Annotated in this window: 21 protein-coding genes; 10 read left to right on the top strand and 11 right to left on the bottom strand. The window is 28.5% G+C overall.

Annotated elements, in window-relative coordinates; translation table 11 throughout:
- Positions 1-38: 38 nt before the first annotated feature.
- The 5 genes from ACTG47_RS02660 to ACTG47_RS02640 all read left to right on the top strand — a co-directional run bounded on the left by ACTG47_RS02660 (position 39) and on the right by ACTG47_RS02640 (position 7,219).
- A complete protein-coding gene (locus tag ACTG47_RS02660; protein WP_479925998.1) occupies positions 39-713 on the top strand; it encodes a response regulator transcription factor in 675 nt (224 codons plus the stop codon).
- Positions 701-1,861 carry a sensor histidine kinase gene (locus ACTG47_RS02655; RefSeq protein WP_479925997.1) on the top strand — a complete coding sequence of 387 codons (1,161 nt, stop codon included), beginning with the start codon at positions 701-703 and terminating at the stop codon, positions 1,859-1,861. Before ACTG47_RS02660 ends, ACTG47_RS02655 begins: the two co-directional genes overlap by 13 nt.
- A gap of 162 nt (positions 1,862-2,023) precedes the next feature.
- The gene (locus tag ACTG47_RS02650) at positions 2,024-2,692 is read left to right on the top strand and encodes an ABC transporter ATP-binding protein (protein ID WP_169468368.1); all 669 of its coding nucleotides are present in this window, start codon (positions 2,024-2,026) and stop codon (positions 2,690-2,692) included.
- Positions 2,693-2,694: 2 nt separating this feature from the next.
- The gene (locus ACTG47_RS02645) at positions 2,695-5,154 is read left to right on the top strand and encodes an ABC transporter permease (protein WP_479925996.1); all 2,460 of its coding nucleotides are present in this window, start codon (positions 2,695-2,697) and stop codon (positions 5,152-5,154) included.
- A 481-nt stretch (positions 5,155-5,635) separates the two neighbouring features.
- The gene (locus ACTG47_RS02640) at positions 5,636-7,219 is read left to right on the top strand and encodes an asparagine synthetase B family protein (RefSeq protein WP_479925995.1); all 1,584 of its coding nucleotides are present in this window, start codon (positions 5,636-5,638) and stop codon (positions 7,217-7,219) included.
- Between the two features lie 120 nt (positions 7,220-7,339).
- Here ACTG47_RS02640 and ACTG47_RS02635 read toward each other — a convergent pair whose 3' ends face one another.
- The 6 genes from ACTG47_RS02635 to ACTG47_RS02610 all read right to left on the bottom strand — a co-directional run bounded on the left by ACTG47_RS02635 (position 7,340) and on the right by ACTG47_RS02610 (position 12,568).
- Positions 7,340-8,734: a sensor histidine kinase gene (locus ACTG47_RS02635; RefSeq protein ID WP_479927060.1), complete on the bottom strand. Its 1,395-nt coding sequence runs from the start codon at positions 8,732-8,734 to the stop codon at positions 7,340-7,342.
- A 72-nt stretch (positions 8,735-8,806) separates the two neighbouring features.
- Complete coding sequence (locus ACTG47_RS02630; protein ID WP_479925994.1) at positions 8,807-9,499, bottom strand: response regulator transcription factor; 693 nt, start codon at positions 9,497-9,499, stop codon at positions 8,807-8,809.
- Between the two features lie 50 nt (positions 9,500-9,549).
- Complete coding sequence (locus tag ACTG47_RS02625; RefSeq protein ID WP_479925993.1) at positions 9,550-10,329, bottom strand: lantibiotic immunity ABC transporter MutG family permease subunit; 780 nt, start codon at positions 10,327-10,329, stop codon at positions 9,550-9,552.
- Positions 10,326-11,096: a lantibiotic immunity ABC transporter MutE/EpiE family permease subunit gene (locus ACTG47_RS02620; protein WP_479925992.1), complete on the bottom strand. Its 771-nt coding sequence runs from the start codon at positions 11,094-11,096 to the stop codon at positions 10,326-10,328. Before ACTG47_RS02620 ends, ACTG47_RS02625 begins: the two co-directional genes overlap by 4 nt.
- Positions 11,093-11,797: a lantibiotic protection ABC transporter ATP-binding protein gene (locus tag ACTG47_RS02615; protein WP_479925991.1), complete on the bottom strand. Its 705-nt coding sequence runs from the start codon at positions 11,795-11,797 to the stop codon at positions 11,093-11,095. The genes ACTG47_RS02620 and ACTG47_RS02615 overlap by 4 nt, the downstream gene beginning before the upstream one ends.
- A gap of 258 nt (positions 11,798-12,055) precedes the next feature.
- Positions 12,056-12,568, bottom strand: a complete 513-nt coding sequence (locus ACTG47_RS02610) for a hypothetical protein (RefSeq protein WP_479925990.1) — start codon at positions 12,566-12,568, stop codon at positions 12,056-12,058.
- Positions 12,569-12,772: 204 nt separating this feature from the next.
- On the opposite strand from ACTG47_RS02610, the gene ACTG47_RS02605 reads away from it, so the two are divergent.
- A complete protein-coding gene (locus ACTG47_RS02605) occupies positions 12,773-13,030 on the top strand; it encodes a hypothetical protein (protein ID WP_479925989.1) in 258 nt (85 codons plus the stop codon).
- A 121-nt stretch (positions 13,031-13,151) separates the two neighbouring features.
- Positions 13,152-13,775 (top strand): uracil-DNA glycosylase family protein, encoded by a 624-nt coding sequence (locus tag ACTG47_RS02600; RefSeq protein WP_479925988.1) that lies wholly within the window; start codon positions 13,152-13,154, stop codon positions 13,773-13,775.
- A gap of 87 nt (positions 13,776-13,862) precedes the next feature.
- Here ACTG47_RS02600 and ACTG47_RS02595 read toward each other — a convergent pair whose 3' ends face one another.
- From ACTG47_RS02595 to ACTG47_RS02585, 3 genes are all read right to left on the bottom strand, one after another.
- Positions 13,863-14,642 carry an EFR1 family ferrodoxin gene (locus tag ACTG47_RS02595; RefSeq protein WP_479925987.1) on the bottom strand — a complete coding sequence of 260 codons (780 nt, stop codon included), beginning with the start codon at positions 14,640-14,642 and terminating at the stop codon, positions 13,863-13,865.
- Between the two features lie 68 nt (positions 14,643-14,710).
- On the bottom strand, positions 14,711-15,136 hold the full coding sequence (locus ACTG47_RS02590) for a MarR family winged helix-turn-helix transcriptional regulator (protein WP_479925986.1): 426 nt from the start codon (positions 15,134-15,136) through the stop codon (positions 14,711-14,713).
- Between the two features lie 11 nt (positions 15,137-15,147).
- Positions 15,148-15,825 carry a flavodoxin family protein gene (locus ACTG47_RS02585; RefSeq protein WP_479925985.1) on the bottom strand — a complete coding sequence of 226 codons (678 nt, stop codon included), beginning with the start codon at positions 15,823-15,825 and terminating at the stop codon, positions 15,148-15,150.
- A gap of 236 nt (positions 15,826-16,061) precedes the next feature.
- On the opposite strand from ACTG47_RS02585, the gene ACTG47_RS02580 reads away from it, so the two are divergent.
- The 3 genes from ACTG47_RS02580 (at position 16,062) to ACTG47_RS02570 (ending at position 20,925) form a co-directional block, all read left to right on the top strand.
- Positions 16,062-16,448 carry a BlaI/MecI/CopY family transcriptional regulator gene (locus ACTG47_RS02580; RefSeq protein ID WP_479925984.1) on the top strand — a complete coding sequence of 129 codons (387 nt, stop codon included), beginning with the start codon at positions 16,062-16,064 and terminating at the stop codon, positions 16,446-16,448.
- A 2-nt stretch (positions 16,449-16,450) separates the two neighbouring features.
- Positions 16,451-18,250 (top strand): BlaR1 family beta-lactam sensor/signal transducer, encoded by a 1,800-nt coding sequence (locus ACTG47_RS02575; RefSeq protein WP_479925983.1) that lies wholly within the window; start codon positions 16,451-16,453, stop codon positions 18,248-18,250.
- A gap of 797 nt (positions 18,251-19,047) precedes the next feature.
- Positions 19,048-20,925, top strand: a complete 1,878-nt coding sequence (locus tag ACTG47_RS02570) for a diguanylate cyclase domain-containing protein (RefSeq protein WP_479925982.1) — start codon at positions 19,048-19,050, stop codon at positions 20,923-20,925.
- Between the two features lie 76 nt (positions 20,926-21,001).
- Here the strand turns inward: ACTG47_RS02570 and ACTG47_RS02565 are convergent, their stop codons facing one another.
- Both ACTG47_RS02565 and ACTG47_RS02560 read right to left on the bottom strand, forming a co-directional pair.
- Positions 21,002-23,719 carry a sensor domain-containing phosphodiesterase gene (locus tag ACTG47_RS02565; RefSeq protein WP_479925981.1) on the bottom strand — a complete coding sequence of 906 codons (2,718 nt, stop codon included), beginning with the start codon at positions 23,717-23,719 and terminating at the stop codon, positions 21,002-21,004.
- Between the two features lie 580 nt (positions 23,720-24,299).
- Positions 24,300-26,378 carry a penicillin-binding transpeptidase domain-containing protein gene (locus ACTG47_RS02560; protein WP_479925980.1) on the bottom strand — a complete coding sequence of 693 codons (2,079 nt, stop codon included), beginning with the start codon at positions 26,376-26,378 and terminating at the stop codon, positions 24,300-24,302.
- Between the last annotated feature and the right edge of the window lie 337 nt (positions 26,379-26,715).

The raw sequence follows: 26,715 nt of genomic DNA, 5'->3' as shown, positions 1-26,715 counted from the left end.
CATACTTAAAATACTTGTATTAAGAAAGGAGAATTTTTATGAAAAATAAAATACTTGTTGTGGATGATGAGGAGGGCATAATAACACTCTTAAAAGATTACTTTGAAATTAATGATTATGAGGTTTACACTGCTCAAAGTGGAAAAGACGCATTAGAAAAAATGTCTATAAAGCCAGATATTATTTTACTTGATATAAACATGCCTGAAATAGATGGAATTGAGGTCTGTAACAGAGTTAGAGATTATGTATCATGCCCTATTCTGTTTCTTACTGCTAAGATTGAAAATACTGATAAGATAAATGGTTTTCGTGCTGGTGCTGATGATTACATTGTAAAACCGTTCGACTTAGACGAACTTGAAGCTAGAGTATCTGCTCACTTAAGACGCGAACAAAGAAAGTCAAAACAAACCAAAATTAAATTTTATAATAATTTGGTAATAGATTATGAAAAAAGGTCGATTTCTATAGATAATAATCATATATCACTTTCGAAGAAAGAATTTGATATAGTAGAGCTTCTCTCCATGAATCCTGGTCAAGCATTTGATAGAGAAAGAATTTATGATAGAATCTGGGGATATAATAGTAATGGTAATAGTGATGTTATAATGGAGCATATTAGAAAGATACGAATCAAATTATCAAAATATACTCTTGAAAATTACATAGAAACAGTATGGGGAGTTGGTTACAAATGGATAAAATAAATAACATGTCACTAAAAAAATCTTTCTTTGTTCTTACTTTATCTTCTCTAATTATAGCATCAATACTTACAGCTCTATCATACATTTTACTTAATAATATATATAAGTCTATACAAGATAAATATTTGGGAACACCTCTACATACAGGAACTATAACCATAATACAGAATAATATTAACCAGTTCAGTGATTATGATAAAACATTACTTAATATAATTAGCACACTTCAGTTTGTGCTTCCATTTGTATTTTTTATAGGTTTTTTATTATTGGCTGATATAATTTTTTATAAGATAAAATTGAAAACACCTATTGAAATACTCAATAAAGGTGCAATGGAAATATCCAATAATAACTTAGACTTTTGCTTAGAATACAAGAGTAAGGATGAATTAGGTAATCTATGCAATGCTTTTGATAAAATGAGGTCAGAACTAAAGAAAAACAATATAAATATGTGGACTATGATTAATGATAGAAAACAGCTTAATACTGCTTTTTCTCATGATTTAAGAAATCCTCTAACAGTTCTAAAAGGTTACTCAAATTATTTAACAAAATACATACCAACAAGAAAACTTACTGACGAAAAGATTTTATCAACTACACAACTTATGTCTGAACATATCAATAGAATCGAATGTTATGTGGAAAATATGAGTAGTTCTCAACGATTAGAAGATTTAGTAGTTTCAAAAGCTTTATCAAGTATAGACAAGTTTATAAAAAACTTAGATAGAAATCTATCTATTATTGCTGAACAAGAGAAAAAATCTTTTACACTTACAAGCAAAATAAATAATATAAATCTATTGTTTGATGAAAATATTATTCTTAGAGTTATTGAAAATATAATATCAAATGCTTTTAGATATGCGAAAAATAATATATCCATACTTATATATTTTGAACAAGAGCTCCTTACATTTATAATTGAAGATGATGGTATAGGATTTAGTGAAGAATCTCTAAAATCAGCCTTAAAACCTTTCTATAGAGATAAGACTTCAAATAACAACAACATGCACTTTGGTATGGGTCTTTATATATCTAAAATATTATGTGAAAAACATGGTGGCTCTATTTACGTTGAAAATAACTCAGCCAATAGTGCTAAAATTACAGCTAAATTCTCAACAAAAAATTAAAGCAATTTTATAAGATTATTACTTCTCTTCTATAAATTTTGTTAATTAGAATTTATAGAGGATGTCCTTTTGAAATAAACTCTTAAATAAATTTAGAAAGTTGAGAAAAAATTGAGTTTTAAAACTTACACTCTTCTTATATAGAAAAGGAGAGTGTTTTTTATGATTATAAAAGCAAAGCAATTATCAAAGATATATGGTTCTGATAGCAATAAAGTTATTGCACTTAATAGTGTCAATTTAGAAATAAACTCAGGTGAATTCGTTTCTATAATTGGACCTTCTGGAAGTGGAAAAAGTACGCTTTTACATATTTTAAGTGGTTTAGATAATCCTACCTCTGGACAGGTATTGCTTGATGATAAAGATATATATAAATATAGTGAAAAAGAATTATCTACTCTTAGAAGAAAATCCTTTGGATTCGTTTTTCAACAATTTAATCTTTTACCTGTTCTTACTGCATCAGAAAATATTTCAATGCCTGTACTTCTAGATAAGAAACAACCTGATAAAAAATACTTAAGTGAAATCTCATCATTACTTGGAATCACAGATAGACTCCATCATCTTCCGCATGAACTTTCAGGAGGTCAACAACAAAGAGTTGCAATTGCTAGAGCACTTATTGCAAAGCCAAATATAATATTTGCTGATGAACCTACAGGAAACTTGGATAGTAAAAGTGGTAGTGAAGTTATGAATCTTCTTATCAAAACTTCAAAACAGTTTGGTAAAACTTTAGTTGTAATCACTCATGATGATAGAATTGCAAAGCTTGCTGATAGAAGACTTTCAATTATTGATGGTGTGCTTATGGAGGTGGAATAATAATGAAGAGTTACCTTTCACTTTCAATAAAAGAATTAAAAAACCAAAAACTTATGACTATACTTATTATTATAGCAATAGTACTATCAACCATTATGACGACTGTGATTGGGCAGTCAATTGCTATACTTCAAAATTTAAGAATTGAACAAGCTCGTTCTTTTAATGGTGATAGACATGTATCCTTTCACCAACTTACTAAAAATCAAGTTGATAAAATAAAGAAGGATAATAGAATTTATCAAGCAGGTACTTCAGTAGCCCTTGGTACTAGTAAAATAAAAAATTCTGGCATCTCTGTACTTGTAAAAGAGTATGATAAAATAGGTCTTTCCAACTATCCAAAGTTAATGAAATTAAAATCTGGAAATCTTCCTAAAAATGAGAATGAAATAGCCCTAGATGAAAATACTCTAAAACTTATGGGTATAAAACCAAAATTAGGTATGACAATACCTATGAATTTGGATATTTCACTTTTAAAAGACACTATACCAGCATATAATTACACAGCTAACTTTAAATTGAGTGGTATTTTAGAAGATGATTATACTGGATATGCAAGTGGTACAGTAAATGGTATTGTAGGTAAAGGTACATCAGAAAATTTTCTTCCTAAAAGATATACCTTATCTTCATTGGATTTTAAAATAAAACAACAAGATAAGTTTCAAGAAATAGTAAACCAATTAGCTAAAGATATAGGTATTCCCCACGATTCAATTCAGTACAATTGGGTTTATTTAAACGCACTTGGGATACAGTTTGAAAAAGATAATTCTGATGGTGATAGTATCTCTATTATTATATTGGTATCTTTATTCGTTGCTTTATTGGTTTTATTGGCTTCAGGACTTGTAATTTACAATATTTTAAAAATATCTGTTACAAAGAAAATTAAGGAATATGGATGTCTAAGAGGCATAGGAGCTGAACCAAATCAACTCTATAAGATTATTATTTTGCAAATTTTAATTTTATGTACTATTGCCATACCTATTGGAGCTATAATTGGAATTATATCCTCTGAAGGAATAACTGGAATGGTAACTAATATCTTAAATCCAGATATACTTCTATCCAATAATAATAAAGAAATAACCGAGCTTATACATAAGAATTCAACTGCTTATCTATTTCCATTATTATTAAGTGCTGGTATGTCATTAATTTTTTCATTTATTTCAGCATTACCATCAGCAATATATGCTTCACATGTCTCTCCAAAAACTGCTATGTCTGGTAATACTACTAAAATCAAAAGAAAGATTAGAAAAGAAAAAACAATAAAAAACTTTGAAAGACATCTTGCATGGTTAAACTTAAAAAGAAACAAGGGAAGAACTATAATAACTATACTCTCTTTATTTATGAGTATAACAGTATTCGTTGCACTGAGTGAGTTTTCTAATGTATTAGATGTATCTAAATCAGTAAGTAATTTAAAAGAAGGAGATTTCTCCTTAACAAGCGAAATAACTGGTTTTGATAAATCCACTCTACATAAAATAAATAACATGAAAGATGTCAATCGTACCTCTTTTATAAAATACTCAGAATACAAGCAGGAAGAAATAGATACAAATATACATTTTAAAAATAGTGGTGAAATGTTAAAAATCATTGGTATTGATGAGCAGACCTTAAAAGATTCTATTCCTTCTATTACAGATTCTACATTAGAAGCTTTTAAAAATGGTTCTATTTGCTTTATAAAAAATCCAATTTCTATTTCTACACCAGGTGTAAAAACTAAGTATACAAATCTAAAACCAAAAGATAATATTATAATAAATAAAAAACAACTAGAAATATATAATACAATAGATAAAATGTTTATTTTACAAGGTAATGGTTGGTTAAATGGTGTTGATGTTATTGTACATGACTCTGTTTATGATACTTTGACAAATAAGGACAAGTTTAATCAAATAAACATTTATGCTAAAGATAAATCAGACTTAGAACAAATAAAATTATCTATAGAGCAGATTTGCAAAAACAATCCAGGTTCTCATTGGATATCATATATTGAATCAGACAAACAACTTAAAGAGAGTTTTAAACAAATAGAATTTCTAGCATGGGCAGTAATCCTATTTGTGGGCTTAATTGGTACTTTAAATATAATTAACACTACTAATACAAATATCAATACTAGAATTAATGAAATTGGAGTTAAAAGAGCTATTGGTATGAGTAATAGCAGTCTATATAAGATGTTCTTATGGGAAGGTGCATACTATGGAATTTTCGCTGCTATATTTGGTTCTATTGCTGGATATGCCAGTGCTATTATCATAAACATGGCAACTATAGAAAGACTTGATTTTACTAATGTCCCTGTTCTTTCAATTTCACAAGCTACACTTGTTTCTATACTTGCATGTATAATAGCTACACTTATTCCATTAAGAAAAGTTAAAAAAATGAATATAATTGACTGTTTAGATATTAATTAAATTTTAAGAAAGGAATTGTCTCAAAATTGATTTTTTTAATCAAAATTTGAGTTCAACTCCTTTTTTTAATTTCTATGTATTATTTTTTACTACTTATTTTAAAATTTGGAACAAATTTGTTCGATTATGAACTGTGCTTTATTACTTAATAGAAAAAAATATATTATAACTATAATTTTACTTTCAATTGACTATATTACATAAAATTTCATAAAATCTTAAGACTTTCTTAAATAGTCTGTAAGTAAATTAAGATATATTATATTTAACTGATTAACATAAGGGAGGACAGTATTTATGAAGAATAAAAAAACTCAATGTTATGACACTGATAATAGTTAATAATTATATTGTTTACTTAAGAAAGGACATATTAAATAACTGCTGAACAACTAGTATTTTATTAAAATAATCACATAAATATATTTAAAAATACCCAATAAATTCAGAAGAGAAATTTTTAATACGAAAGGATATACATATGATAAATTTAGAAGAAAAATATTTAATACATAAAAACACACATATGATAAAAGTCCTGGAATATAGTGGGCATATCAGAAACTGGAAAGTGCTCTGTGAAGAACTTGAAATCGATTCTTCATTATCCAGAGAAGAGCGTGAACGAGCAATTTTAGTAAAAGCATATGAGACTTGGGGATATGATATGGCAAATCACATGCATGGCATGTTTGCCTTTGCATTATGGGATAATCTCGAAAGGAAACTCTTCTGCCTAAGAGACCAGTTTGGGACAAAACCTTTTTATTATTATGAGATGGAAAATGGAGAACTTCTTTATGGTTCATCTATTCGTAAGATTATGAATCAGCCAGGATTTGTGAAAGAGTTAAATGAAGAAATGTTGCAAATATACTTGTCTTTTACATATGTAGCAGGCGAAGATACATTCTTCAATAAATTGAAGAAACTTATGCCAGGACATTATCTCATATGGCAGATGGGAGCAGTGCGTATCGAACGTTATTGGAAGCCTGAGTTTCACCCTGACTATAGCAAATCTCTTGAAGAATGGGCAAATGAAATTCATACAACACTTCAGAAAATCATGCTAGAGATGAAATCAGAAGATGAGACTTCGGATTTATTCCTTTCAGGAGGTGTTGACTCATCTTATGTACTCGCAATATCAGATATAAAAACAACAAGCTCATGTGGTTATGAGGAAGAGTTGTTTGATGAATCAAAATTAGCACAACAGACAGCTGATATTCTTAGTCGTCAAAATTCTAGACATATAATTACACCTGAAGAGTATTTTATGGCAGTACCTTATGTAATGTACAATATGGAACAGCCAATTGGTGATGCGTCTGCTATTGTTTTTGCAATTGGATGCATGGCAGCAGCTGAACACACAAATATTTGTTACTCTGGAGAAGGTGCAGATGAGTTCTTTGGAAGATATAACATATATAATAAGGCAGAATGTTATGGTGAAGATTTAAAAACATTTTATATTGGTAATACAAACATTATGAATGAAGAAGATAAACAAAAAATTCTTAAAAAATACAATCCTGATGTGCTTCCGATTAAACTGACCAAAAAAATCTATGATGAAACTGAAGAACTGGATGTACTTACGAATATGTCAAATGTAGACATTCAGATATGGCTAGAAGGAGATATTTATCTTAATGTAGATAAAATGAGTACTGCAGTTGGATTAGAAATTATAATGCCTCTTACAGATACAAGAATTTTTGATATTGCATCAAGGATGCCATCAGAATATAAAGTAAAAGAAGAACAAAATAAAATTGCATTTCGTACAGCTGCATCAAAAATATTGCCAAAAGATATTGCTTTCAGAAATAAGTTGGGATTTATTGTTCCGATTCGTATATGGATGGCTGATGACCAGTATAATCAGGATATTAGACATAAATTTCAAAGTGAGATAGCAGATAAATTTTTTAACATAGATGAGATTAATGCAATTCTTGATGACTATCTTGCTGGGAACTCCGATAATTGGAGAAAGATTTGGACGATTTATACATTCCTTGTCTGGTACGAAATCTATTTTGTGAAATGTTAAGCCAAAGCGAAAAGATATTGATTATATAAAGAATCACCAGAACTTCTATTCTGCTGATTCTTTATATTTTGCAATACTGCTCTACTTAGTCTTAATTATCTATCCTTTATCATATTTCAATTAATTGTTTGTTAGGTAGGTAGATTGTATCACATGCCAAAATATAACACATGCCCCGCCTGATTTTGAATTTTCTATTTTGACAGAACCTCCAAGTTGTTCCACTAATTGCTTTACAATATAAAGCCCAAGACCAGAATGACCACCTTTTGTCTGTCTAGCTTCATCACCTCTATAAAACTTATCAAGTGCCTTTTTCAAATCTTTAGAGCTAAACCCACTACCTGAATCACAAATCTTATAATAGATATAATTTTTTTCAGCCCCTACAATGATGTTAATACTACCCCCTACTGGAGTATATTGTAGGCTATTAGACATAATATTATCAAAAATTCGTGTCAATCTATCTACATCTATTTGAACTGGAGATTGTATATTACCCTGTATTTTCAAAACAATCTTGATTTTTTTTTGATGAGCCTGTAATTCATAGTCCTGTACTTTTTGTTCCAAAAACTCAGGTAAATTTACAGGGACAAAGTTTAATTGTATATTTGATTTTTCCAAGTCAGATGTGTATTGCATTTTTTGGACAAGGGAGGCACTTTTTTCTGTATTTTCTCTTATAACTGTAAGATACCTATGTAATTTTTCGTTGCCATCTAAATTATTGTCAATAAGTGCATCTGTATATCCCAAAATAATAGAAAGAGGAGACTTCAAGTCATGTGCTAGAGCCTCTACCATCTCAACACGTTCCTGTTCCATTTCCCACTGTACAGATAAAGATTTTTTTAATTCATCTTTCATTTCAGAAAAAGCACTGCAAAGTTCCCCAAGTTCATTATCTGAGTAGTAGTCGATTTCAAAATCAAGGTCCTTTTCTCTTATCTTCTTAGATGCATCGATTAAGAGATGTACTGGTTTATTGATATTTTTTACAAAATCTTTAGAAAACCATATAGTAAACCCAATAATATATAAAAATGGAGAAAATAAAGCTATTGCAATAATTACACCTATAAATTTCCCCCTATTATTTGCAAATGTAACTTTTACTACATAGGATAGAATAACAGCTCCCTCAACCTTCTCATTGTCATCTTTGATAGGAATAGTATAGATATAACTTCCTTTACGAGAAGTTTTTTTGCTAAAATTGCTAAACAATTCTTCTTTTGTCTTGAATGATTTTTGTGGATTAGTACTATACAAGACATTGCCATTATCATCCACAACTTGATATAAAATCCCATTCCCATGAATAACACTTTTTAATTCGTCTTCATTCGATTGATATAACAAGTCTATGTTTTTTTCATTAACGTATGCCTCAATTCCAGAAACTTGCCTCTCATAGTAATTTGCTGGATAAATGTCTTTATTTAATGAATATATAAACAAGTAAATAGCAAACACATAAGTAATTACTGTGGAGACTATACTAGCCATTATAATCAAAATAAAGGTTCGCCTGAATTGTGTTATAAGTGATTGATTTTTCATTTAATATTTTCTCCTTCCTTACATTTTATTCCACTTATATCCAATTCCCCAAACTGTAGAAATGTATTCTTTTTCTGGCATCACAGTGGCAAACTTAGCTCGTATTTTTTTGATTCGTTCAACAACAGTTACAGAGTCGCCATCAGAATCACACCCCCATACTTTTTCATATACTTGTTCTCTAGAGAAAACCTGTCCTGCATGGAGTGCCAGTAGTTCAACAATATCATACTCTATTTTGGTTAAATCAATCTCCTTACCATCAATTTTAACTGTACGTTCCCTCATATATAGACATAACTTTCCAAAATACAATGTAGAGCGTTTATTCTCTTCATTGATATACTGTGACCGTTTTTCCCTACGCAAATTGGCTTCAATTCTTGCCATAAGTTCACGCAGTCCAAAAGGTTTTGTTACATAATCATCTCCTCCAAATGTCAATCCCTTGATTTTGTCAGTTTCTGACTGTTTTGCACTCAAAAATATAATTGGGCACAAGACATCATCCCTAATTGCTTTACATACTTCAAAACCATCCATTTTAGGCATCATAATATCTAGTATGATAAGATCAGGCTGCTTTTTTGATAACTCTATACCAGTCTGTCCATCATAAGCTATCAATACTTCATGCCCTTTTTCCTTCAATTCTTCTTCAAGTAACATTACTAAGTCTACTTCATCATCAATAATCAATATTTTGCTCAATATAACACCACCTTTCTTTTATAGGAAGGTAATATTAAAGTAATGTATATCTACTCGCAATTTTTCCTTCCTTCCCATATTTTAAACCAAGTAATCCCTCCTATCAAGAATATAATCAGACCTATTCCCACAGCTACAAAATGTATAGTCACTGATTGTATCATTTCAGAATAAATCACATCATTTAGAATATTTCCAGTTCCTTTAATAAAATAAGTTCCTGGAAGCATACCCAATTTTACTGGCCATGTCCAAGGTACAAATGGGCTAATTTTTGAGCCCACATTTGTTAGACCAAGTATTGCTGCCATTAAAATTCCACCAATACTAATACCAATAGATGCGCCCATTCCCCATGCAAAACTAACCCAAAGATGAATAGCTAATAGTGGAAGCGTTCCAATCACCACAAGTCCTGCTGCTGACATGAATAACCATATCGTTGCTCCAGAAGGGACTGCGATATTCATTCCTATGCAGAGTATTAATGTAGCAATAAATGTGCATACAGTTAGGCAAAACAGAAGAAAAAGAAATTTTCCAAGATATAATCTAACACGAGAAATACCTATACATAAAAAACCATTGAAATTTCCAGCAAGCTCTTCCTCATACACTATAAATCCTGCCAGAACACCTACCCCCATAGGAATGATGAATACAGTCCATACGGTAAAAAATCCTTCAAAAGCAAATGCTTGTGTACTTCCAGATTTGATTACAAGATATGCAACCACACATAATGAAAAAATAACAGGCATAAAAAGAGCAAGCCATCGGACGGCTGTTCTCTTTGTTCGAAGCCATTCTGATAATAAGAGTTTTATCATTTGTCATCCCTCCTACTAAACCAAACTGCAGTAAGAGCTGTTAATACTAGAAACACAACCAAAGAAACAACAATCCCAATAGGAATTACTGAAGTATTCAAAAGTGAGTCTCCAGCTTGTAATATAGTACCATTAGGATGTAAATTAAGGATTGGACACACTATCCTAATTGCCCAACTCCATGGTACTGCAATCCAAAATGATTTTGTCGCAGCAAGGACACCCAATATCATTCCTAAAAATCCAACTCCCATGCTTAAGAACATACCTTTCCACGTAGCAAGCAATAACTGAATTGGAAGTATAGCAAGAGAGACAACCCAACATACAATACTTGCCTCTATAATCTGCCCAAAAGGAATTGGTCCAGCTTTCAATATTAAACCAGTTATAATTGTTACAACTATTAAAACTAGTGTTGAAATAAAACTGTGAACTGCCATAGCCATAACTTTATTAATCCAAAGCATCATAGGAGACACATTGCGTGTACGTAAAGCACGATAATTTCCAGCTTTTTTTTCCTGTGCAGCTACCAAAGTAGCAAACAATGCAAATCCAATAGACAGAAACATAAATGACCACCAATTAAAAATTAATGCTAAAAGACTTTGCCACTCCCAAGAATCTGATTGGGATAATGGATTTTGCATAAGTGTTCCTTGCATTATAAGTGCATATGCTGCAAAGCATACTGGGAAAAAAACAATAAGTTTTCCCATAAATGTTCTTTTATACTTTAAAAGTTCTGATTGTAAGGCATTCATCTGTTTTGTCCTCCTTTAAGAATAACATCTGTAAAAAATTCTTCTAGATTTTCATTAGGGTCAGGTATTCCTTGAAATAGCAATCGTCCTCCATTTATAATTCCTATATTATCTACAACTTGAGCAACCTCTGATAGAATGTGGCTGGAGAGAATTACAGTTATACCTTTATGTGGAAAAGAAGCAATCAACTCACGAAGTTCTTGAATTCCAAAAGGGTCAAGCCCATTAGTTGGTTCATCTAGTATTAATAACTCTGGGTCACTCAAAAGTGCAATAGCTATTCCTAATCTTTGTTTCATCCCCATAGAAAATTGTGAAGCTCTCTTTTTCCCTGTGTTTTTCAAGTTTACTATTTCTAGCACCTCATAAATTTTATCTTTAGGAATTCCCAAAATTTTCGTATGCACTAATAAATTTTCCTCTGCTGTAAGATTCCCATACAAAGAAGGGGATTCTATTAAGGCACCAATTTTTGCAAGAGATTCTCGCTTCCAAAGTTTCCTATCAAAAATAATACGTCCATCTGTCGGATGAAGAAGACCAACAAGCATTTTAAGTGTGGTAGACTTCCCTGCACCATTTGGACCTAAAAGACCATAGATACTGTTTCGCTCAATTTGCAGAGAAACATTATTAACTGCCATTTGTTCCCCATATCTTTTTGATAAATTTTTTGTTTCAAGAATTAAATCTTTCATATTTATTTCTCCTTTCTTGTAATACATTAGTTTCTGCTACTAAGAGAATACTAACATGAAAAAATAACAATTCTATAACAGCTATCAGTTTTAATAAATTTTAAAGAAAAAAATAGAGTTGCCAATTTTATTTTGGCAACTCTATTTAAATTTATGTTTCGCATTTATATTAGATTTAAACTTAATTGTATTAGACTTAAGCTGATATTTCATAATTATATTAGCTTCAAATTTATTCTATAATCTTTAAATCATTTACTAATCTATTAATTCATATTTTTTTAGACATCTAACATAGTTTGCTACTAAATAATAATTATTTATATCATATTTATCTAATCCTTTAAATGCAGTTATCTCATCATTAAGCTCATCACTACCCTCTACAAATACACATCCTGTTTCAAATTCCATACCCACTATAATTGGACAATCACTATAAATTTCTTCTTGTACATCGTATAATTTTTTTGCATTACCTTCATTTTGAATTGTAAATACAATAGGCTTTAATTCTGTGTTATTGGTAATCTTTTCTGAGAAAGGCTTATTTAATTTAATATTATTGATAATTACATCCTTGAATTCTTCTGAATCTTCTTCCTTTACAGTATATTTTTGTTTTAAAAACTCTATTACTTCTAAAATAGGTTTAGAATTTACTTTTAAAGTATCTTTATATTTTTCATATACCGATTTCCATTGTTCAATCTTTTCTTGAGATACTTCTTTAGTATATGCACTTACTTTTTCTTGTGATATTTTTTTCATTAAAAGTTCTCCTTCGAGTCTATGTAACCACATTTACATATTTTATTTAAAATTATATATCTGTAACTTATTCATTTTATTACTAATATAATACTCTTAAAAACTTTACAAATCAATTTAATTTTGCTACCTTTTATTTATAACAACTTATAGTCCATTTCTCAACTATTTTCAATAGCTTACTTTTATAAGGAGGTTTTCTTTATGATTTTAAATAGAACTGAGGTTTTCAAAGGATATTCTTTAGACAAATTTAATGAGATATGCAGTATATTGTCAGTAAATAAAATTAAATATAAGTATAAAGTGAGGAATAATACTTACTCTAAAGGGTCTTTTTCAAATAAAATGATTCTTGGAAATTTAGGACAAAAAGAAGATTTTTCTTATGAGTACTCAATTTATGTACATAAAGATGATTATGAACAAGCATATGCTCTAATAAATTCTAAATTTAGGTAAGGTTATTAATCAAACATGACATTCTATTGTCGTATTTGATATGTTATTATATTTTCAAAATTATATACTTTAAAACTATTTTTTATAGTATTTAAAGCTTTAGACTAAGGAGATACATTATATGAAAATAAATATACAATCAACTTTAAATGAATTTATTAAGGAGAAAAATCTTTTTGATGACAATAAAATAACACCATATCTTCCTAATATAACAATAGACACAGACACCATAAAAACTATCATGATTAATGAAGTTGTACCAAATAACCCTAATGATGATTTTTATAGTATAGATGAAGATGCTGATTACTTAAAAACCACTATCCCTTTATTCAACAATGCTGGTATAGAAGTATCTAATATAAATGATATTTTAGATATGGGTATCTATATAACCAATGCAGTAAAACTCCCTAAATCGGAATATACAATAACTAGTGACACAATTAAATTACACATGCCTATTTTAGAAGAGGAAATTAAATTATTCAATAATTTAGAAGTAGTAATGTTGATGGGTGATGTTGCAAAAAAATCTTTTAATATGATTACTAAAAAACATACAAGAAAGAATGCTATCCCTTCTATCTCAACATATAAACTTCGTAACAATGAACTTTATTATGATAATTTAAGAATATTTCCATCATATATCATGACTGGTGGAAACATATTGATTGAAAAATCAAAGTTTGAAATGGCATCAGAGGATATAAAAAAAATGGTTGATATTATAAAATAATATATACTAATTTAGAGAAACAACAAGTGCCTCAAAAATTTTTATTTATGAGGCACTTTTATTTTCATCAATTTAACTCAAATATGTCTATTTATCTAAAAATATATCCTTAACAGTAACATCTGGATGATGATACTTTTTTCTATCAGTTAAAAACGATTTTTTTATATTTATAGCCTCTTTAGGACACCAGTGAAAACAAGCCAGGCATCTTTCACACTCATTACCCCACTTTGGCTTTTTATCAACTATACTTATATTGTCTACAGGACAAATCTTTTTACATGTCCCACATCCATTACATTTACTCTCTGCAAAAAATTTAGTAGTTGCAATTTGCATATTCTTCCCTACTAAACAAAGCATAATACTATCTATATATGACTTTAAATTATTTTTCCCTTCTATACTTCCATCCTCCAAGTTATTGATACATTTTGCAATCTCAGATACTCTATTAGTTAAATTTCTTAATCTCTCTTCTTCAACATCTAAAGGTGTTGTCAAAGCATTCCCAGGCATGTCAATTATAAAACCCGCTGATAATTTTTTGCCCTTTTTCTTAAGTAACTTATCTATAGTAAACAAACTATGTCCAGCTACTCCATTACAAGTAGCAATAGCATATATATGAGTATTACTATTGAAATTTAATTTATCTACAAAAGATTTTACTATATCAGGAATGTTAGCAAAATAAACAGGAAAAACAATTATTAATATATCTTCATTTATATCTATATTTTGCTTTTTTCTATGTATAGCTAATGGTATTACTTCTTTATTTTCATTTAACATTTCTTTTAGAGTCTTTGAAACAACTAGAGAATTCCCTGTGCCAGAAAAATAATAAATCTCAGAACTCATCCTTATCCCTCTTTCTATCATTTTGTATCATTAATAGTTAAAAAGACTCCCTAAAATAGAATTTGTATTTACTTTCCAATTCTATCTAAAATTTCAGCAAACAAAGGCAACTCTTCATCAGAAATAGATTTAAATGTCTCTACTGCATACATATTTGCAATTTCATTTAATGGTTCTTCTAATTCCCTACCTAAATCTGTTAAGAATATTTGAAACTTACGCCTATCTTTATCATCTACTTTACGTACAATCAATCCTTTATTTTTCATAACATCTAAGATTCTTGTAGTATTAGATTTATCCTTACATGATTTTTCACATAAATCTATCTGAGGAATTCCATCTTGTTCCCATAGAAATCTTAATAACGCATAATGATCAGCTGTTATATCATATCCATTTTGTTTAAACATTTTTTTCAAATCATCTTTTACTTTCAGTGAAGTACTTACTAGCTTAGTTGTAATTTCATATAGTTCCTCAAAATCTTTCATTTTACCTCCATTTAAATAATCCCTTGCGCCTCCCATCTATCAATTATTCCTTTGTATTGCTCAACATTTTTAAAAGCCATTGGCTTTAAAACAACATTCATAGCAATAAAATTATAGATTTGAGAAAACACAGGCGGATTTTTGTTTTCCTCTATGCAGTAAATAAATTTTTTAGATACTTTTTGTATCTTTGATTCTACGCTTTTAGTTATAGGATTTTGATTAAATCCAGTTTTTATAGATAAATTACCACAAATGTAACCTCCAGAATTTAAGACCATCGATTTCATAAAAGAAATGGCTTTTGAACCACGAGCATTTTCATATGTAGTAACTGATATACATGGCTTACGATACAATAACCTTTCCAACATCATATGTGCTCTATCTGTAAATACTTTGAAAAGCCCAGTTACACTACTTCCATAAGTCGGGCTACCAAATACAACACCATCACTCTTAGTAATTATATCATGAATATACTCTACTTTATCACTTTGATTAATACATTTCCCCATTTTATAACAATTTAAGCAGCCAATACAATATGATGGATTTACTTCGCTTAAATCAAAATAATTAATTTTTACATTTGGAATTAATCTTTTTATATCTTTATACAAATAAGTCAAAACCTTTGATGTAGCTCCATTTCTTCTGGGACTTCCATTTATAACTGTGATTATCATTTCTATACCCCCTTTTTAGTTGTTATATTAACAATAAGTATATCAACTATATTTTTAACTGTCAATATAAACATCTATTTCATTTAAAGCTATACTTCTATATCTCAATTAAAATTTAAATTTAATTATATCCAGTTATTTAGGTAATTATAAATGAGCTATTTTTACTAATTGACAAACTAAATTAATGATAATATACTTTATGTATTACAAATGTAAGTATAAGGAGGCATAACATGAAAAAATTACCACAGATTTCAGAAGCAGAATATCAAGTTATGAAGATTGTTTGGAAATATGCTCCTATTAGCACTAATGAAGTAATTGAAAAACTAGTGGAAGCAAGTACATGGAGTCCTAAAACAATTCAAACAATGTTATTGCGATTAGTTAAAAAAGGTGCTTTAACATATGAAAAAAATAGTAGAGTGTTTGTGTATACTCCACTTGTTAAAGAAGAAGAATATGTAGCCACAGAAAGTCATTCTTTTTTAAATCGTTTTTATAATGGTGCTCTTAATTCTATGGTGCTAAACTTTTTAGAAAACGATAAACTATCTGAAGATGATATTGAGGAATTGAGAGAAATTTTAAACAAAAGGGTGACTAAGGAGGATAAGTAGTTATGTATGCTCCGTTCTTTATACGATTCTTATTCAGTACATTAACCCTGTCGTTGTTGATTATTGTAATTTTATTTACTAAAAAAATATTTAATAAGCACATTTCTGCAAAATACCAATATAATATTGGACTTATATTGCTTATAACATTAATAATTCCATTTATACCTCTTAAATATATTAATCTTGGAAATATCTTTAACTATCTATATAGTTTTACTCAAATTGAAAACAATACTGTTAATACTTCTATAATAAAAAATAGTTCAAGCAGTATTATTAATAACTCAAATACATTAAAAGATTTTTCAGTATCTATGAATCAATCTAATTTCGATAGTTTAAATATTTTATTATTAACATTATGGATAGTTGGGGTTTTAATTATGATAGTTATTACTATTCATTGTAATTTCAAAATAAGAAATATGAAAAAATCTGCACATATTTTAGATGATGATGATATAGTTTTACTATTTGAGCAATGTAAAAAAAATATTGGTATAAATAAAGATTTTACATTATGTAAGTCCTGCATCATAAATACCCCTATTACATTTGGATACTTTAAACCGCATATTATATTACCAGATAAATCTATCTCTAAATTATCTTTGAAAGATATAAAATATATTTTGCTTCATGAATTACAACATTCTAAAAATAGAGACATATTGATAAATTATATAATGTGTTTTTTCCAAATATTGTACTGGTTTAATCCTCTTGTGTGGTATGCACTTAAAGAAATGCGAGTAGACCGTGAAATTGCATGTGATATTTCAGTTTTAAAAAAACTTGATAAAGATAATTATATAGAATATGGTCAAACACTAATAAATTTTGTAGATAACATTTCAAGACCCTCTAGTCTCACACTTATATCAGATATTGGTGGGTCAAAAGAACAAATTAAAAGAAGATTATTGAAAATAACAAGTTTTCATACTGAATCAAAGTTTTTGAAACTCAAAAGCATTTTAATTTCTACACTGATTGCCTTAATTGTATTTGGAAATAGCTCCACATTATCTATTATGGCAGATTTTAATGAGGAATATAAACCTCTAGATAATCAAACTATGTATGAAGACCTAAGTCAATACTTTAAGGGGTTTGACGGAAGTTTTGTTATGTATGATTTAAAATCAAATCAATATCATATTTATAATGATGAAAAAAGTAAAAAAAGAGTTTCTCCAAATTCTACTTATAAAATATACAGTGCTTTATTAGGATTAGAAAATGGGATAATAACAAGAAATAATTCATATATCCCTTGGGATGGAAAACATCATTCTATTAGTTCTTGGAATGAAAACCAAGATTTATTTTCTGCTATGGAGAACTCTGTAAACTGGTATTTTCATTATCTAGATAAGAAAACAGGCATAAAAGATATACAAACTTATCTTAAACAAATTAAGTATGGTAATTGCGATGTTTCAGGAGGTATATCAAGCTTTTGGCTAGAATCTTCATTAAAAATCTCACCTATTGAACAGGTAAAATTACTTAAAGATTTTTATACGAATAAGTTTAATTTTAAAGATGAAAATATAGAAGCTGTAAAAGACTCATTGATAGTATCAAAAAAAGATGGTGTCTCACTTTCTGCTAAAACGGGTACTGCTACTATAAATGGGAAAGATGTAAATGGTTGGTTTATAGGTTATGTAGAAAAAAACGAAAATACTTACTTCTTTGCTACAAATATTCAAAGTAAAGATTATTCTAATGGTAGTTTAGCAGCTAAAATAACATTATCTATATTAAATGACAAAAAAATCTATAATCCATAATATATTTACTATAAAACCTAAAAACTTCACATAATTTTCATATGAATTATCTATTAAATTCATACACAAGAGTTATTATATAAACATAGAAGATAGTAAAACTAGCTTAAAAACATAATATAATACCCTATACAAAATAGTGGCAACTCTCCCTCACATCCTCAATTGTTGCCACTATTTTAATTTTTTGTATAAAATAATAAATTAGATGCTTTAAAATAAAAGCAGATACTAACAAATACACCTCTGTAAGGAATGATAGTATATATATCAGCTTTAAAGAATTTTCCTAATCTGACATCAATTCCTGTAAAAGCTTTAAGTTCAACATTTATATTTGTGTTATAATAAAAATAAGGAATATTTTTACTTAACTTTGAGTTATGTTTACATTAATTAGTTATTAATATTTGTTTTTATGGAATTTAATATTAAATTCTCAGCCACTCTTATTTAGTTGCTCCAAGTGGCTTTTCAATTTATCATAGATATGACACCAGCTATAATACTCATCATTAGATATTTCATACATATCCTCCCCTTTTATAGAAAAAGAGGAGTCTTCCATGGGAAAAACATTCATAGCTTTTTAAATATTTGTTGCAAAGTGTATTACAACATATCTTATATATAGTTTATATTAAATAGAAATATTAAAAAATAAACAAAAAAATAGTCACTTTAAGTGTTTATGCAAAATAACTTAATTTTCTATTATATATACAATACACTTATTCTATCATTATCATCAATTTAATATTATTCAAATATTAAGTTTGAGTATTTAGAGGAGGATTATGAAAAACAAAAAATCATATATATCACTTATTGTATCAATTTTACTGGTTTTATTAACTGTCTTTTTATGTATATTTACTTTTAATACAATAAATAAAGTTTTTTTTAAAGCTTCTGTAAACCAAACTATGGAGACAACTGAAGTGATGCGAGACTTAGGAATACATTTAGTAGAAGACAATCTCAGAATTTTAGAAAACAATTTGGAAAAAACAGCAATAAATTATTCAGAAAAAAATGTAAATAGTTCATTTGACAAACAAGTCTCGGAATTATCAAAACTATCACTTCCGCAATATGGCATTAATTATTGGCTTGCAACCTCTGATGGTAAAGCAATTGATTCTGATGGTAAAGAACATAACTGGAAAACAGAACTTGATTTAAAACCAATTTTTAAAAATGGTAAAACACACATAATAGACCCTTATTTCAATAAAGAAGGAAAGTATATTCTAAGTATAGCAACGCCTTTACGAGAAAATAACCAAATTAAAGGAGTTCTCATTATTCGTCTTGATGGATTTTGTATTAGTAAATGGCTTGAAAATATCCAATTTAATACTGGCGAAGGAGTATCTTATATTGTTAATAGCAAAGGTAGGAATATTGCAGCATCAAGAAAAGAAAACTATGACTGGATTACATCTCAGTATAATGCTCAAGAACTTGCCAATTCTAATGAAGAATCAAAAACTGTAGCCAACTTAGAAAAATTAGCACTAGATGGAAAAAGTGGTCGTGGCTCTTACATATGGCAAGGTTCTAGAAATTATTTGGTGTATGCTCCAATGAAAAAAACAAATTGGGGATTTTATGTTGGCTTCTATGGGGCTAAAATGAATGCTTACATAAAAGAAAGTGCAAAGACAAGCATTATGTCAAGTGTCCCTTTCTTTATAACTACTTTAGCATTTTTTATACTACTGATTTTATATGTAAATTACAATTTAAGAAAAGAAAGAAAGTATGTACACGAGTTACTTATTCAAAAACAAGAAATACAGCAACAAGCTGAAGACTTAAGTATTAACGAAGAACGCTTCAGAGTTGCAATGGCACAGACAAACAATATTATATTTGAATATGACCTTTTAACAGGAGGAATTACAAATTATTATGCGAAACAATTGAATCCTATATCAATTTCTTTGAAAGATGTAAAAGACCAAATTATATCAGATGGTACCATAGATGATGAATCAATTATCCAGTTGCAAGAAATGTTTGATGATATTAACAATGGGCTAAGTAATAATGAATGTATAATTAAGGTTATTTATCCAAATGAAAATTATGCTTGGTATAAAGTTTCAGTTTCTTCACAATCAAATTATCATACTCGTGTAATAGGAATCATGGAAAATATAACAAAAGAAAAATTAGGTGAGTTAGATTCTCTGACAGGACTTTTAAATAAAAAAGTATTCTCTGAAAGAACTTTATCATATTTAAATAAAACTACAAATGATTCATATTATGCCCTGCTGATTTTCGATATAGATAACTTTAAAAATATAAATGATAGTTTAGGTCATCCTATGGGAGACCATGTAATCATTCAAACAGGATATAAATTAAAAAATACATTCACTCATAATGCATTTATAGGTAGAATTGGTGGAGATGAATTTTGTGTATTCTGGTATGATTTTATTTCTATTCAAGAATTAAAAGACATCTTAGATACTTTCTATAGTCAATCTATATTAGCAGGAGAAAAAATTTCTGTTACTTATAGTTGTGGAGTTGTATTAAGTAATGGAATGAAAATTACATATGAAAAACTTTATAAAAATGCAGATACTGCATTGTATAAAGCCAAGAATCAAGGTAAAAATCAATATTATATCTATTCAGAAAAACTAGATAAATAGAAATAGATTAACAGAAATAGAATTTTATGAAATTTTATCAAGAACATGAAAATATATTAATAATAAAAAAAGTCATCTATTGAGTTAGATGACTTTTTATTAGATACTTATCTTCGAATTCGTCGATTGGTATAGGCTTGCTAAATAAATATCCTTGAGCTGTTTCAACTCTACATTGTAATAGTGTAGAAAATTGTTCCTCAGTTTCAATCCCTTCAGCAACCATATAAATATTTAATTTATGACATATTCCTGTAATATATTCCATAATCACCTTTGTTCTAGGATTTGATACAATATTGTCAATTAAACTCTTATCTAATTTCAATATATCAAACTCAACTTCAGAGAGTAATGCTAGATTTGCATTCTCAGTTCCAAAGTCATCAATTGCAATTGCAAAACCAACATCTCTTAAATTTGATATAATTTTTTTCACATCAAGGTGCTTTTCATCATGTACTCTTTCTGTTATTTCAATTTTTATGTATTTAGTAGGAACAAGATAAGCCTGACAAGTTGATACTAACCAATTCACAAACTCTGGTGTCTTGAGTGATTCTTCTGAAAAATTTATAGATATTGGAACGATTGGAACATCATTTTCAATCCAATGGCTAATTTTTTTACAAATAGACTCAAATACATAGAAGTCTATTTTACTTAATAGCCCAGATGCTTCTAATATAGGAAGAAAATTACTTGGGGCTACAAGTGAACTAGAATTATCTAAATAACGTATGAGTGCTTCTGCACCTACAACTGAACGGTCTGAGAAAGAAATTTGAGGTTGTAAGTAAACAATAAAACGATTGTTCTGTATTTCTTTTTCAAGAACATCACTCTTACTTAAATGTAACATTTCATCACTATGATGACGATATCTCTGAGAAACAGAGTGTTTACGATAAAAATCTTTTTTATCTTCATACATTTCTGCATCTGCATTTTTTATTATCTCTCCTATGTCATCAACTGTATTCGCCCAATATGCCCCTATAGCAACTTGGCAAGTAGTTTTTTTTCTAAATTCACCTTTCAATTCTATTATTTTCTTACTAAACACATCTTCTTCAATTTCACGACAAATAATTACAAACTCATCTCCTCCTAAACGGTAGAAATCAGAATAGTGAAATACTAATTTCATCCGTCTTGCGCATTCTATTAATAACTTATCTCCCATTTCATGACCATATTTATCATTGATATCCTTCAAACCATTTACATCCAAATAAATAATTCCTATAGAAATATCAATTTTTGTAAGTACTTGTGTATCTTCTATAAATCGATTTCTGTTATAGAATGAAGTAAGTTTATCAATATAACTTAGTTTTGATAATTGTTCCTGAGTTTTAGAATGTTGACAGGCAAGAGAAATAAAGTAACAAAGTGTTTGAAGTAATGATGCAATATTCATAATTTTATCTGGAGGTGGATTATCAACACCTAAATAACCGATAAGTTCTCCATTATGTTCTAATGGGGCTACAACAAGACTAGTAATAGATTGATTATGTAATATTTGGTATTCCTCTGGTGATGTAGATTTAATCTCTTCTAAATCTTTTATAACTATACATTCCTTATTATTAAAATATGGAATCCATCGCTCAATAGTAGATAGTGGGAGGTCTTGTAGATAGTTTTTTTGTGACAAAATATGTTCCTCACACCATTCATAATCATTATACATTAGACCATCTCGAATATAAATAATATATGAACGGTCAGCAGATAAAAAACTTCCTAACTTTTCAAGCACAGACATAGTTGCTTTTTCAATGTCGCTATCTCTATATAAAATATCTACACAATCTGTAATTATTTTTTCAGCCTCAAGTGTAAATCGTAATTTAATTTTTTCTTCTTCTGATTTTGTGGTATCAAACGCAATCTCCATTCTTGCCGGCTTACCTTCCCATTCAATTAAACGGTCTTTTAACAGATAATGACGACCAGTTACTGGATTTGTGAATTCCCAAGTATAATTTTCACTTTCTTTTAAATAAGGATTTGTACAAAACTCACAAGGTTCATCTTTTTCCTGTAGTACTTTATAACATTTTTGTCCTTTTATTTGGTCAACCTTAAAACTTTCAATACCTGCTTTATTTAAAAATAATAAATCATAAGTCTCTAAATCACTGATATACAAAAGCTCTGAAATATCATTCATTGGAGCCTTTAAGTCTTCAGCCAATTGAATAAGACGTTCTCTTTTTCTTTGAGTATCCTCTTCTGCTAGTTCAAGCCTCTTTTGCAAGATATCTTGTTTGGTATCATACATATAAATAAAAATAATTAATAAGGCAAATGAAATATTTAAAACAATCAAAACATCTTCAGCTGAAGAAACCTTGTTCTCACTAAATTTTTCAGCAGATAAAACTGTTTTGTCTGCTAAATCAAAAAAGTCTTCACTATCTTTATAGAGTGTATCACTTTTTCCACCATCACGAACAATATATATTTCTTGCTTTAAACGTTTCCAATCTCTTTCCATTTGAATCATGTTAGTTTGAAAGTCATGGTCATCTACATAAACTATATCATACACATCACTTCTACCTTGAAGCTCATGAATAATATCATCTACTCTTTTTATCAATTTATCATTTGGCTTATGATTCAATTCTTGCTTAATCAGACGTTGTGTTGCTCCACGTATAATACCAGTATAATTAATTACTTTGGCATTTCCTTGCAAATGGTAGACTAAGTAAATAGATAGCAGGCTGGAAAAAAGAAGCCCTATACTTAAAGTGATTAGAAATCTTTTTCTTCTCATACAGTCCCCCTTTCAATTTCATTTAGGAATAAAAACTTATTTCTAATTTGTTGGTAACTTTGAATTATTTATTAAACAGATATAATTACTTTGTATAAGTACCACTAAAATTAGTTATCTTTGTCCATTATACTCCTCTATTTGGCTTTCTTCAACAATAAATGCCTCTCTTATTTTAACATTTTTTTAATAATATAATATTATATATTTGTAATTATATGGAAATAATTAAGATTTCTTTATAATCTATCAGCAATTTTACTTCTATTTCTAGAGTCAAATGTACCAAGTATTCCAATTCATGATTTCACTTACGATTAAATTTTTAGGTAAATTTATTTAATGAATTCTTTTTAATACATATACTTTATTTTTTTAATAAACTTTCTTAAATATTAAAAATAAGTAATAAAAAATAACATATAAAAACTTAAAAAAGAGTTGAACTTAAAATTTAATTATAAAAAATCAATTTTAAGACAACTCCTTTAAGTATTTTAAAATTCATCAAAACTCAGAAAATAATTCATAGAAAATAAAATTTTCAAGTGAATGAGATTAATCCTAAAATTGAGTAAAATTAATCTTCAAATATTGATTTAACAATAGGTATGACATAATGGCTTCCTCCACGATGTTTTACATCTTCAACCATAGCAATTGCCAAATACTGTTTATCACTATTTTCATCTACAGTAAAAGCATTGAACCATCCAAGTTCTGTCCCTGTAATATCATCTTTAGATGCTTTAATTTCTGCTGTACCAGTTTTGCCAGCAATGGTAACTCCCTTAGTCATAGCACTATGACCTGTACCATTAGGACTTTCCACAACTTGAATCAAATCATCACGAATGATTTTTACAGACTCCTTAGAAAACACACCTTTCTTCCAAAATTCAGCATGTGGATTCTCTTTAAATTCAAGGTATGGCTTTATCATATCTCCATTATTTACAAAAGTTGAATACATTGATGCCATATGCACTGGATTTACTAGAACCTTCCCTTGACCATATCCACTATCTGCTAATTGTATTTCAGTATCAAACTTATTATCAGTACCAAATCTTGAAGAAGATAATCCAAATTCAAATGGCATACTTTCATCAAAACCAAGCTTTAATAGCTCTTTTGATAATACATCTTCACCTATTTTTAATGCTGCTTTAGCGAAATAAATATTGTCAGAATAAATTAACGCATTCTTCATGTTTACAGTGTTTCCATAATCTTTTAATGTAGTTACATTATAACTTCCCCAACTAGAATCTTTTTGCCAGCTAAGACCACTATGCCCAAAGTTTTCATTTGGATTAATCTTTCCTGTTGTTAAACCAATACCAGCAGTAATTGGTTTAAAAGAAGACCCAGGGCATAGTCGTGCCTTAAATCTATTGTACATTGGCTTGTTTTCATTTTCATTGACTTCCTTCCAGCTATCTTCTGACATCCCTAGTATAAATTCATTTGGATTATATGATGGACTACTTACAAGAGATAAAATCTCTCCTGTTCTAGGATTCATAACTACTGCACAGCCTTTATCATTTTTCATTTGTTCATATAATTTACTTTGTAGTTTTGAATCTATAGTTAGCTTCACATCTTCTCCATCTATTTTAGGTTCAGTTACTAGAGTTTTTTTCTTATCTCCGTATCTATCAGCTATGATAATCTCATATCCATCAATACCACGTATCCTATCTTCTAATAAACGCTCTAAACCAATCTTACCAATTATACTATTAGAATTATATCTCTTCCCTTCTTTTTCTTTTAATATCTCTGCGTTTACATTTTGAACATATCCAGTTAAATGACCAGCTTTCTCACCTAATGGATACTGTCTAACTTCTGTATTAGATATCTTAACTCCTGGAATACTAAGAAGTGAGTCTTGTAATGCTTTATCCTCTTCTTTTACAGTACCATCTGCATTTTCTTCTATTTTTTCAATGTTTTTTATAGGTACCATTGAATTTTCTTTTACCCAAGATGCATTTAATTTCTTTTGAATTTGTTCAACTGGTATATTTAACAAAGTAGATAATTTTTTTAGGTCTTCTGTATTATCACTCATTTTTTCAGGAACTAGTCCTATCATAGATGCAAGACCTTGTCCCGCAATCATTACTCCATTTCTGTCTAAAATATTTCCTCTTTTGGCTTTAAGCTTTGATATTCTTACAGTATTATCCTCTTCAAGTTCTGGAAATATAACATCTGACTCCCATCTTATTCTATAATCTCCATCTTTATCTCTAGTTAATAGCACTTTGTTTGAAAATGAAATTTCTCCTGCTAAGGTATCCATCTTAGAATCATATTTTATTATTTTATCACTATCTTTTTCTTTTTTAACTTCATTAATTTTTACACTTATATTACATGAATCGATTCCTTCATATATTTTTTTATTTCTTAAAATAAATTTTTCTTTTTTATTTTCTGATTTACTCTTTTCATCTAACAAATCATACATTTTTTCATATTTTCTTTCATTTGCAAAAGACATATATTGCTTAAATACTTCATTTGGTTTACTTTTATTGAGTCCGTCTAATATAAATTTCGCTAAAAAGCCAACAATAACTATAAGTAGAAAAATTAGAAACCCATAAATTATCAGTCTTCTTGTTTTTTTATTTCTTCTCATACAAACCACCTTTACTGTTTAATATATTACACATGTAAGTTTTAAATTTAAAATAATCTTATGAACATAACTACTCTATGATTTTATTATGTTTTTAAGTATATCACTAAAATATGTAGTTAATATATAATTAATGGTAACTTATATATTACACACGTAAGTTTTAAAAGTCAATAATATTATTACTATTTAATTACTCTTTATATCAATTTTAAGATAAATAAGTTTATTATGCTTTCCAAGCATTTTATAAATTAATATTATTACATTGTACATTCAGTTTACAAATAAATTCGTCTTGACAAAGCGACACTTGTGTCTCATAATTAAAAGTGAC

Source organism: Clostridioides sp. LIBA-6622 (genome assembly GCF_056716095.1).
Note: the sequence above shows the minus strand (reverse complement) of the source record. Positions and strands in the feature narration are given on the sequence as shown.

Excerpts from the sequence above, each read along its gene's own strand:
- ACTG47_RS02605 (WP_479925989.1), top strand. The coding sequence starts at position 12,773 with ATGATTTTAAATAGAACTGAGGTTTTCAAAGGATATTCTTTAGACAAA.
- ACTG47_RS02590 (WP_479925986.1), bottom strand. The coding sequence starts at position 15,136 with ATGAAAGATTTTGAGGAACTATATGAAATTACAACTAAGCTAGTAAGT.
- ACTG47_RS02635 (WP_479927060.1), bottom strand. The coding sequence starts at position 8,734 with ATGGCTAGTATAGTCTCCACAGTAATTACTTATGTGTTTGCTATTTAC.
- ACTG47_RS02650 (WP_169468368.1), top strand. The coding sequence starts at position 2,024 with ATGATTATAAAAGCAAAGCAATTATCAAAGATATATGGTTCTGATAGC.
- ACTG47_RS02610 (WP_479925990.1), bottom strand. The coding sequence starts at position 12,568 with ATGAAAAAAATATCACAAGAAAAAGTAAGTGCATATACTAAAGAAGTA.
- ACTG47_RS02640 (WP_479925995.1), top strand. The coding sequence starts at position 5,636 with ATGATAAATTTAGAAGAAAAATATTTAATACATAAAAACACACATATG.
- ACTG47_RS02600 (WP_479925988.1), top strand. The coding sequence starts at position 13,152 with ATGAAAATAAATATACAATCAACTTTAAATGAATTTATTAAGGAGAAA.
- ACTG47_RS02625 (WP_479925993.1), bottom strand. The coding sequence starts at position 10,329 with ATGATAAAACTCTTATTATCAGAATGGCTTCGAACAAAGAGAACAGCC.
- ACTG47_RS02560 (WP_479925980.1), bottom strand. The coding sequence starts at position 26,378 with ATGAGAAGAAATAAAAAAACAAGAAGACTGATAATTTATGGGTTTCTA.
- ACTG47_RS02575 (WP_479925983.1), top strand. The coding sequence starts at position 16,451 with ATGTATGCTCCGTTCTTTATACGATTCTTATTCAGTACATTAACCCTG.
- ACTG47_RS02585 (WP_479925985.1), bottom strand. The coding sequence starts at position 15,825 with ATGATAATCACAGTTATAAATGGAAGTCCCAGAAGAAATGGAGCTACA.
- ACTG47_RS02595 (WP_479925987.1), bottom strand. The coding sequence starts at position 14,642 with ATGAGTTCTGAGATTTATTATTTTTCTGGCACAGGGAATTCTCTAGTT.
- ACTG47_RS02645 (WP_479925996.1), top strand. The coding sequence starts at position 2,695 with ATGAAGAGTTACCTTTCACTTTCAATAAAAGAATTAAAAAACCAAAAA.
- ACTG47_RS02620 (WP_479925992.1), bottom strand. The coding sequence starts at position 11,096 with ATGAATGCCTTACAATCAGAACTTTTAAAGTATAAAAGAACATTTATG.
- ACTG47_RS02660 (WP_479925998.1), top strand. The coding sequence starts at position 39 with ATGAAAAATAAAATACTTGTTGTGGATGATGAGGAGGGCATAATAACA.
- ACTG47_RS02570 (WP_479925982.1), top strand. The coding sequence starts at position 19,048 with ATGAAAAACAAAAAATCATATATATCACTTATTGTATCAATTTTACTG.
- ACTG47_RS02615 (WP_479925991.1), bottom strand. The coding sequence starts at position 11,797 with ATGAAAGATTTAATTCTTGAAACAAAAAATTTATCAAAAAGATATGGG.
- ACTG47_RS02655 (WP_479925997.1), top strand. The coding sequence starts at position 701 with ATGGATAAAATAAATAACATGTCACTAAAAAAATCTTTCTTTGTTCTT.
- ACTG47_RS02580 (WP_479925984.1), top strand. The coding sequence starts at position 16,062 with ATGAAAAAATTACCACAGATTTCAGAAGCAGAATATCAAGTTATGAAG.
- ACTG47_RS02565 (WP_479925981.1), bottom strand. The coding sequence starts at position 23,719 with ATGAGAAGAAAAAGATTTCTAATCACTTTAAGTATAGGGCTTCTTTTT.